This is a genomic window from Pseudoalteromonas sp. NZS100_1 (assembly GCF_015864285.1).
Taxonomy (GTDB): domain Bacteria; phylum Pseudomonadota; class Gammaproteobacteria; order Enterobacterales; family Alteromonadaceae; genus Pseudoalteromonas; species Pseudoalteromonas arctica.
Genome location: NZ_JADYXN010000231.1, coordinates 1 through 588 on the forward strand (window position 1 = coordinate 1; position 588 = coordinate 588).

At 63.4% G+C, this 588-nt stretch carries 1 pseudogene; it reads right to left on the reverse strand.

Features of this window, described 5'->3' with window-relative positions:
- A pseudogene (locus I6F66_RS21550) lies at positions 1 to 588 on the reverse strand (D-lactate dehydrogenase); the annotation flags it as partial.

A 588-nucleotide genomic window follows, 5' to 3' on the forward strand; every position in this document is an offset into this window, starting at 1 on the left:
AATATGGTGCGCCGTATCGCCGTCAACTGTGCGGGATCATTGGTCCCGATATAGAAGGTGGTGGCGCCTTCTTCCTTCACGAAACTGTCCAGCCGCACGGCAAAGACGATGATCTTGCCGGCGCTGCCCGCCGCTTCATACAGGCATCGACTGTCGGCATTGAATCGAGCGGGCGTCGCGCTGTCGATATCGCGCACATGGCCGGTATAACCACAGTCATGCGCCCATCGATCCGCCGCCGCATCGACATCGTCGGGCCGGAAGTCGCCACTCTCCAGCCGCCGCAGCATCTCTTCGGGATCATCGCCCAGCGCCACGCCCAGATGATTGACCAGCCGCAACGCCCCGTCCGCGCCGATCTGGCCATAGAGACTGAGCTGCGTATAGGCAGGCCCGCGCTGCACCAGCGATCCGCCCGAATTATTGCACACGCCTCCCACCACCGACGCGCCGAAGCAGGAGGAGCCGATCACCGAATGCGGCTCTCGCCCCAGCGGCGCCAGCGCCTTTTCCAGCGCATAAAGCGTCGTACCGGGCAGGCAGACGACTTGCGCACCATTGCGGATAAGATGCAGCCCGTTGATCCGC